Source organism: Pseudomonas sp. GW821-FHT09A09, from assembly GCF_059418405.1.
This window is the reverse complement of sequence record NZ_JBWKPU010000016.1, coordinates 45,818-54,466: the sequence shown is the minus strand read 5'-3', so window position 1 is coordinate 54,466 and position 8,649 is coordinate 45,818. Positions and strand designations below refer to the sequence as shown.

6 protein-coding genes are annotated in these 8,649 nt (G+C 62.9%); 4 read left to right on the top strand and 2 right to left on the bottom strand.

Annotated features, from left to right (window positions below; translation table 11 throughout):
* Positions 1-71 precede the first annotated feature (71 nt).
* Entirely contained in the window at positions 72-737 is a 666-nt protein-coding gene (locus AC07OV_RS16120; RefSeq protein ID WP_494997921.1) for a response regulator, read from the bottom strand.
* On the bottom strand, positions 712-4,095 hold the full coding sequence (locus AC07OV_RS16115; protein ID WP_495092562.1) for an ATP-binding protein: 3,384 nt from the start codon (positions 4,093-4,095) through the stop codon (positions 712-714). The genes AC07OV_RS16120 and AC07OV_RS16115 overlap by 26 nt, the downstream gene beginning before the upstream one ends.
* 302 nt (positions 4,096-4,397) lie before the next feature.
* Between AC07OV_RS16115 and urtA the strand changes: the two genes are divergently transcribed.
* The 4 genes from urtA to urtD all read left to right on the top strand — a co-directional run bounded on the left by urtA (position 4,398) and on the right by urtD (position 8,640).
* Positions 4,398-5,606 carry an urea ABC transporter substrate-binding protein gene (gene urtA, locus AC07OV_RS16110; RefSeq protein ID WP_494997923.1) on the top strand — a complete coding sequence of 403 codons (1,209 nt, stop codon included), beginning with the start codon at positions 4,398-4,400 and terminating at the stop codon, positions 5,604-5,606.
* A gap of 199 nt (positions 5,607-5,805) precedes the next feature.
* The gene (gene urtB, locus AC07OV_RS16105) at positions 5,806-6,723 is read left to right on the top strand and encodes an urea ABC transporter permease subunit UrtB (RefSeq protein WP_176996539.1); all 918 of its coding nucleotides are present in this window, start codon (positions 5,806-5,808) and stop codon (positions 6,721-6,723) included.
* A 10-nt stretch (positions 6,724-6,733) separates the two neighbouring features.
* Entirely contained in the window at positions 6,734-7,885 is a 1,152-nt protein-coding gene (urtC, locus tag AC07OV_RS16100; protein ID WP_494997924.1) for an urea ABC transporter permease subunit UrtC, read from the top strand.
* Positions 7,882-8,640, top strand: coding sequence for an urea ABC transporter ATP-binding protein UrtD (gene urtD, locus AC07OV_RS16095; protein WP_025855702.1), 759 nt, complete (start codon positions 7,882-7,884; stop codon positions 8,638-8,640). The genes urtC and urtD overlap by 4 nt, the downstream gene beginning before the upstream one ends.
* Positions 8,641-8,649: the final 9 nt, after the last annotated feature.

Genomic DNA, 8,649 nt, shown 5'->3' with positions numbered 1-8,649 from the left:
CCCCCCCCCCCCCCCCCCCCCCCCCCCCCCCCCCCCCCCCCCCCCCCCCCCCCCCCCCGCTCCTACAGGGGTCAGATCGCAGCCAACGCTACGGAGGTGGCAGCGGTGCGGGTCTCCACGCCGAGCTTCACATACACATGCTCCAGGTGCTTGTTTACTGTCCTCGGGCTCAACCCCAAAATATCGCCGATGTCCCGATTGGTCTTGCCGCACGCCACCCAGCGCAGCACCTCCACCTCCCGTTCCGTCAACGCAAACCGCGCCGATAACAAGCGGTGCGCCGGCTCATCCTCCAGCGTCAGCACACTCGGCTGCTTGGCCTCCCGCGCCGACAGCAAAATGCGCGATGTGCGCAAATGCGCTGCCACCCGTGCCAGCACCTCGTCGGTCTGGATCGGCTTGGTCACGTAGTCGCTGCCACCCACTTCAAACCCCTGCACCACATGCTTGCTGTCAGTCAGCCCGGTCATGAACACCACCGGGATGTCCGCGCTGGCCGGTTGGGCCTTGAGCCGGCGACAGGTCTCGAAACCGTCCAGGCCCGGCATCATCGCGTCGAGCAGGATCAGGTCCGGGCGGCGGCGCTGTACGCGGTTCAATGCGCTGAGGCCATCGAGGGCCACCAGCACCATGTAGCCGGCGTCGTCGAGGGCATCGGACAACATCGCCAGGTTGTCCGGCGTGTCATCGACGATCAGCACCACGCCAGGTTCAGTGCTGCGGGTGAGTGCATTCATCTACGGCCTCCTTGAGGGTTCGGTTGAGTTCATCCAGGCGAAAGCCCTTGAGCAAACCGCGCACTTTGCTGATGAAAGGCGCGGCGTCGGGAGTTTGTACAAGGATCGTGTCGAGTCGTTCGTGCAGGCCGCGCACATAGCCGATGGCGCTGAGTTCGGCGAGGGCAGCCAGGTCTTCGGGGCTGGGCAGCACGCTGGGTGGCGCAGGCGGCACGCGGCTTTGGGTGCGCCGCAGCCACTCCAGGCCCAGGTGTGTTTGCAGGCGCCCTAGCAGTTCCGGCGTGCGCACCGGCTTGGCCAGGTAGTCGTTGCAGGCAGCCGCGATACTGCGTTCGCGGTCGTCGGTAAAGGCATTGGCCGAGATCACGATGATCGGTGCGGTCGACAGCGCGTTGCGCCGGATCAGGCGGCTGGTCTCATAGCCGTCCAGCGTCGGCATCGACAGGTCCATCAGGATCAGGTCAGGGGCCAGCAGCGCCACCTGGCGGATCGCGTCCTGGCCGTTGCTGGCCTGGATCACTTCAAACCCCAGGGGCGTGAGCATGCCGCTGAGTACCTTGCGATGGTCCACGTGGTCATCCACCACCAGAATGCGCCGGCGTGAACCGAGATAGCCGATGATGTCGTGCTCCACATGCACCACCGCTTGCGGCGCACGTACCTGGGACAGGAACAGCCGCACCTGGAAGCACGTGCCCTTGTCCAGTTCGCTGGTGACGCGTAACTCGCCGCCCATCAACGCGGTCAGCATGCGCGTAATGGTCAGCCCCAGGCCCACGCCCTTGTCCTGGCGAATCAGGTCGCCGCGCTCGAACGGCTGGAAAATCCGCTCCAGCTGCCCCGGGTCAATGCCGATGCCGGTGTCGATGATTTCAAAATTGGCCGTCTCGCGCCTGTAGCTCACCCGCAGGCACACCTCGCCGCTGTCGGTGAAGTTCACCGCATTGCCCAGCAGGTTGATCAGGATCTGCCGCACGCGCTTCTCATCACCGCGCACCACCGCCGGGATATTGCCCGCGCAGTCCAGGCGAAAGCGCAGGCCCTTGTCCTGGGCCTGGGGCGTGAACATCTGCTCCAGGTCGTGAAGCAGTTCCGGGAAGGGAATTTCGGTGAGTTCCAGGCGCAACTTGCCCGCCTCGATCTTGGCCACATCCAGCAGCCCGTCGATCAGCGACACCAGGTGCGAGCCGCTGCGCAGGATGGTCGCCAGGGCGTCCTGATGCTGCTCGGGCATGGCGCTGTCGCGCTGCAGGATCTGGGTGAAACCGAGGATGCTGTTCAGCGGTGTGCGCAGCTCGTGGGACAGCCCGGTGACGTAGCGGCTCTTGGCGGCATTCGCTGCTTCCGAGGCTTCCTTGGCCTGTTGCAGGGCCTGGTCGGTGAGGCTGTGGGCGTCGATTTCCTGCATCAACAGCAGGGTCTGGCGGTCGGATTCCTGCTGGGCCACGCCACGGCTTTCACGGGTGAGTACCACCCACCAGGCGAGCACAGCGGCCAACACCGACAAGGTCAGGAAGGCTTTGAAGAACGCTTGATACAAGGTTTCCGAATGAGGCAGCCCCTGGGCAGCCTGCACGTAGATCAGGGCCAGCGCGCCGGCGAGCATCAACATCAGCGCCAGCAGCAACCCCAGGTAATGCGCCAGGCGCGTGTGCAGGCGCGGCAACATCGTATTCGGCAGCAGCCAGCGCAGCACGCCTTCGAACTGGGTGACCAGGCGCGCGTGGGGTTTGCAGCGGTCGCCGCAACGCGCATCCAGCGAGCAGCACAACGAACAGATTGGCGTGCTGTAGGCCGGGCAGAACGCCATGTCGGCGGTTTCGAACGGGTTGCTGCACAGCCCGCACACCGCGTGGGTGGCCGGCGCCACCGGGTGGATCAACAGCACGTCGCTGGTGCGGGCGATGTAGTACTTGCCCCCGGTCAGCCACGCCAACAACGGCGCCATCACCAGCGCTGTGCCCAGCGCCACAAAGGGCGGTGCTGCCTGGGCCAGGGCACCGAACAGGCCGAAGTGGGCGAGGATCGACAGCAACGACGCGATCAGCATCGAACCGACCCCCACCGGGTTGATGTCGTAGAGGTGCGCGCGTTTGAACTCGATGTGCTTGGGCGACAGGCCCAACGGCTTGTTGATCACCAGGTCCGCCACCAGCGTGCCGATCCAGGCTATCGCCACATTGGCGTAGAGCCCCAGCACCTGGTCGATCACATCGAACACGCCCAGCTCCATCAGCATCAGCGCGATGGCCACGTTGAACACCAGCCACACCACGCGGCCGGGGTGGCTGTGGGTGACGCGGGCGAAGAAGTTGGACCAGGCCAGGGAGCCGGCGTAGGCGTTGGTCAGGTTGATCTTCATCTGCGAGATGAACACGAACAGCACCATGGCGCCGAGGGCCCATTCCGGCGAGCTGAACACATAGCGGAAGGCGACCAGGTACATCTGGGTCGGCTCGGCGGCGCGCTCCATGGGGATCTCATGTTGCAGGGCGAGAAACGCCAGGAACGCCCCGGCAAACATCTTCAACGCGCCGGGAATGATCCAGCCGGGGCCGGCGCAGAGCAGGGCGGCCCACCAGCGCTTACGGTTGGCGGCGGTTTTTTCCGGCAGGAAGCGCAGGTAATCCACCTGTTCGCCGATCTGCGTCACCAGGGACAACGCCACGGTGCACGCGGCGCAGAACGCCAGCAGGTTGAACCCGCCCCCTTCGCCGCTGCGCCCCACAAAGCTGGTCCAGTCGCTGAAGGCGTCGGGGTTTTTCCACGCCACAAAACCGTAGGGCAACACCAGCAACAACAGCCAGAGGGGCTGCGTCCACAGTTGCAGGCGGCTGATCAGGGTCACACCGTAGGCTACCAAGGGGATCACCAGCAGCGAGCAAATCACGTAGGCAATCGCCAGCGGGATGTGGAAATACAGCTCCAGGGCCAGGGCCATGATCGCCGCTTCGAGGGCGAAGAACAGGAAGGTGAAGCTGGCGTAGATCAGCGAGGTGATGGTGGAGCCGATGTAGCCGAAACCGGCGCCACGGGTGAGCAGGTCCATGTCCACGCCGTAGCGCGCGGCGTAATAACTGATGGGCAGGCCGGTGAGGAAAATCACCAGGCTGATCGCCAGGATCGCCCAGAAGGTGTTGGTGAACCCGTAGCTCAAGGCCAGGACGCCGCCGATGGCCTCCAGCGCCAGGAACGACACCGCGCCCAGGGCGGTGTTGGCGATGCGCAGCTCCGACCATTTGCGAAAGGACTTGGGGGTGTAGCGCAGGGCGTAGTCTTCCATGGTCTCGTCGGCGACCCAGGTGTTGTAGTCGCGGCGGATCTTGACGATGCGCTGGGTGCCGGGAGGGGGATGCACGGTGGGGGGACTCCGCAAAGAAGGCTAAATCGGATGAGCAAGTTCCATGCCCCGATTCAAAATGTGGGAGCTGGCTTGCCTGCGATAGCGGTGGATCAGGCACTGGAGAGGTCGGCTGACACACCGCTATCGCAGGCAAGCCAGCTCCCACAGGGTTTTGGGGCGGTGGGCGGGCGCGATCCTGCGCGAAAATGGTGCGCAGCGGCATACGTCAAATGACGTACCCGCTTACGTCAGGCTGCGTATACCCGCGCTGGCCCCCTGCCGCCATGCTGGACCCCTCATTGCAGAGGAGTCGCCCCATGGCACGAAGATTGATCCGCTCCACACCGCTGTTGGCCTTGTCATTACTGGCGGCCGCTCTGTTCAGCCAGGGCGTGCTGGCCGATAACGAAGGCTTGGCCGTGACCCCCACCGAAGTCACCGTCGGTCAGTTGCACTCGGCCACCGGCACCATGGCCATCTCCGAAACCGGCTCGATCCAGGCCGAGCGCCTGGCCATCGAGCAGATCAACGCGTCGGGCGGCATCCTCGGTCGGCAGATCAAGGTGATCCAGGAAGACGGCGCATCCGACTGGCCGACCTTCGCCGAGAAAGCCAAGAAGCTGCTGGTCAACGATAAGGTCGCCGCCGTGTTCGGCTGCTGGACCTCGGCGTCGCGCAAGGCGGTGCTGCCGATCTTCGAAAAAGAAAACGGTTTGCTCTACTACCCGACCTTCTACGAAGGCCTGGAGCAGTCGAAAAACGTGATCTACACCGGGCAGGAAGCCACCCAGCAGATCCTCGCCAGCCTCGACTGGATCGCCAAGACCAAAGGCGCCAAGACCTTCTACCTGGTGGGCTCGGACTACATCTGGCCGCGCACCTCGATGAAGATCGCACGCAAGCACATTGAAAACGTGCTGCACGGCACCGTGGTCGGCGAAGATTACTACCCGCTGGGCAACACCCAGTTCGGCTCGCTGATCAACAAGGTCAAGCTGAAGAAGCCGGATGTGGTGTTCGCTGCGGTGGTGGGCGGCTCCAACGTGGCCTTCTACAAACAGCTCAACGCGGCCGGCGTGAACGCGTCCAAGCAGACCTTGCTGACGCTGTCGGTCACCGAAGACGAACTGCTCGGCATCGGCGGCGAAAACATGGCCGGTTTCTATGCCTCGATGAAGTACTTCCAGAGCCTGGACAACCCGAACAACAAAGCCTTCGTCGAAGCCTTCAAGGCCAAGTACGGCAAGGACGCGGTGATCGGCGACGTGACCCAGGCCGCCTACCTCGGCCCATGGCTGTGGAAAGCCGCGGTGGAGAAGGCCGGCAGTTTCGACGTGGATAAAGTCGTCGCCGCGTCCCCGGGCATCGAACTGAAAACGGCGCCGGAAGGCTACGTGAAAATCCACGAGAACCATCACCTGTGGAGCAAATCGCGCATTGGCGAAGTGCAGCCCAACGGCCAGTTCAAGGTGATCTACGAGTCGGATCTGATCGAGCCTAACCCGTTCCCGAAAGGCTACCAATAACCCTGCGGAACACACCGATCCACCTGTGGGAACGGGCTTTGTGTGGGAGCTGGCTTGCCTGCGATTGCATCACCTCTGTATCACCGAGAGACCGAGGTGTCTGCATCGCAGCGGTGCGGCGATCCGACAAGCCAGCTCCCACATAAAGCAACAGCAGACCGCATTTCAATTATCACCTGGTTCTCAGGAGACCATCATCATGGAATGGCTATCGGAATTTGGAGCCATCGCGGCAATGCAGGGGTTCAACGGCTTGTCCGTGTTCTGCGTGCTGTTGCTGATGGCATTGGGGCTGGCGATCATCTTTGGTCAGATGGGCGTGATCAACATGGCCCACGGCGAGTTCCTGACCATCGGCGCCTACACCACCTACGTGTGTTCCAGCCTGACCGCGCACTTTGCGCCGAGCTTCCAACCCTATTACTTCTTCTTTGCCATCGCCCTGTCGTTCCTCGTTGCCGGCGCCATTGGCTGGCTGGTGGAGTGGGCGATGATCAGCCGTTTGTACAAGCGCCCGCTGGACACCTTGCTGGCGACCTGGGGCCTGTCCCTGGTGATGCAGCAAACCTTTCGCTCGGTGTTCGGCGCCCGTGAAGTCAGCGCCGAACCGCCGGCGTGGCTGATGGGCTCGGTGAACTTCACCGACGCCATCGAGATCCCGCGCAACGGCCTGTTCATGATGGGCCTGACGCTGCTGTTGACCGGTGCGATCTTCATCATGCTCTACCGCTCGCGCTGGGGCTTGCAGGTGCGCGCCACGGTGCAGAACCGCCTGATGAGCCGGGCGGTAGGCATCAATACGCGCAAGGTCGACCGCATGACCTTCGCCCTCGGCTGTGGCGTGGCCGGGGTGGCGGGTGCGGCGTTCACCACCATTGGCTCCACCGGGCCCACGGCGGGGTCGCAGTACATCGTCGACACCTTCCTGGTGGTGGTGTTTGGCGGTGCGCAGAGCCTGTTCGGCACCATCGCCTCGGCGTTCGTGATTGCCCAGACCCAATCGCTGTCGGAGTTTTTCCTCAGTGGCTCGATGGCCAAGGTACTGACCTTGTCCTCGGTGATCCTGATCCTGATGCTGCGCCCGCAAGGGTTGTTCTCCATCAAAGTGCGCAAGTAGAGGCGAGCAGATGAAGGCTTTAGACAAGCTGCTGGGCGGCCAGCAAAACCTGATCGGCATCGTGCTGCTGGCGCTGTTGATCCTGGTGGTATTCCCCCTGACCCTGGACGCGTTCCGCCTGAACATGGTCGGCAAGTACCTGACCTACGCGTTCGTCGCGGTGGGCCTGGTGCTGTGCTGGGGCTATGGCGGCATTCTCAGCCTGGGGCAGGGCGTGTTCTTCGGCGTTGGCGGCTATTGCATGGCGATGTTCCTCAAGCTGGAGGCATCGGACCCGGAGAGCACCAAAATCCAATCCACCCCCGGCATCCCAGACTTCATGGACTGGAACCAGATCACCGAACTGCCGCTGTTGTGGCAGCCGTTCCACAGTTTCAGCTTTACCCTGGTGGCGGTGATCGCCGTGCCGGTGTTGCTGGCGTTCGTGATCGGCCTGGCGTTGTTCAAACGCCGTGTGGGGGATGTGTATTTCTCCATCGTCACCCAGGCGATTGCACTGATCCTCACCGTGCTGATCGTCGGCCAGCAAGGCCTGACCGGTGGTGTCAATGGCATCACCGACCTCAAGACTTTGCTCGGCTGGGACCTGCGCACCGACAGCGCCAAGCTGATTCTGTATTTCATCAACGCCGGTTTGCTGTTTGGCTGCATCTTTATCGGCCGTTTCATCCTCGCGTCCAAGCTCGGTCGGTTGCTGATGGCGATGCGCGACAAGGAAGAGCGCGTGCGTTTTTCCGGCTATGACGTGGCCAGCTTCAAGATCTTCGTGTTTTGCGTGGCTGCTGCGTTCTCGGCGATGGGCGGGGCGATGTTTGCCTTGCAGGTGGGCTTTATGTCGCCGTCGTTCGTGGGCATCGTGCCGTCGATCGAGATGGTGATCTTTGCCGCCGTGGGCGGGCGCATGTCGCTGCTGGGCGCGGTGTATGGCGCGTTGCTGGTGAACTACGGCAAGACCTACTTTTCCGAGTCGTTTCCCGAACTGTGGCTGTACCTGATGGGCGGGTTGTTCATTGCCGTGGTGATGTACTTCCCCAACGGTCTGGCCGGGTTGTGGGAGAGCCATGGCCGCCAGGCGTTGGCCAAACTGCTGCGGCGCACACCGGTGGTGAAAGCCCCGGTTAAAGCCAAGGCTAAAACCAAAATCCTGGAGACCCAGCCATGACCGCCGTCGGCTTTGAGATGAAAAAACCGGTGCTGGCCATCGAAGGCCTCACCGTGTCGTTTGATGGCTTCAAGGCGGTCGACAACCTCAACCTGTATATCGACCGCAATGAAGTGCGCGTGGTGATCGGCCCCAACGGCGCCGGCAAGACCACTGTGCTCGACCTGATCTGCGGCAAGACCCGCGCCACCAGCGGCAGCATCCAGTTCGATGGGCAGGAACTGACCAAAATGCGCGAGTACAACATCGTGCGCGCAGGCGTTGGGCGCAAGTTCCAGAACCCGTCGATCTACGAGAACCTCACGGTGTTCGAAAACCTGGAGATGTCCTACCCGGCCGGGCGCAAGGTGTGGGGCGCGCTGTTCTTCAAGCGCAACGCCCAAGTGATTGCACGAGTGGAGGAGGTGGCGCGGGAGATCTTCCTCGGCGACTTGCTGCAACAGCAGGCTGACCTGTTGTCCCACGGGCAGAAGCAGTGGCTGGAGATCGGCATGCTGCTGATGCAAGACCCCGAGCTGCTGATGCTCGACGAGCCCGTGGCGGGCATGAGCGTCAACGAACGTGCGCAGACCGCCGAGCTGCTCAACCGCATCAGCCAGGGCCGTTCGGTGCTGGTGATCGAGCACGACATGGAGTTCGTCAAAAGCATCGCCCACAAGGTCACTGTGCTGCACCAGGGCAAGGTGCTCGCCGAGGGCAGCATGGAGTCGGTGCAAAGCAACCCTAAAGTCATCGAAGTGTATTTGGGCCACTGAGGAAGCAGG

Bases quoted from the DNA above. Each gene is read 5' to 3' on its own strand.
- AC07OV_RS16120 (WP_494997921.1), bottom strand. From the start codon at position 737: ATGAATGCACTCACCCGCAGCACTGAACCTGGCGTGGTGCTGATCGTC.
- urtA (WP_494997923.1), top strand. From the start codon at position 4,398: ATGGCACGAAGATTGATCCGCTCCACACCGCTGTTGGCCTTGTCATTA.
- urtB (WP_176996539.1), top strand. From the start codon at position 5,806: ATGGAATGGCTATCGGAATTTGGAGCCATCGCGGCAATGCAGGGGTTC.
- urtC (WP_494997924.1), top strand. From the start codon at position 6,734: ATGAAGGCTTTAGACAAGCTGCTGGGCGGCCAGCAAAACCTGATCGGC.
- urtD (WP_025855702.1), top strand. From the start codon at position 7,882: ATGACCGCCGTCGGCTTTGAGATGAAAAAACCGGTGCTGGCCATCGAA.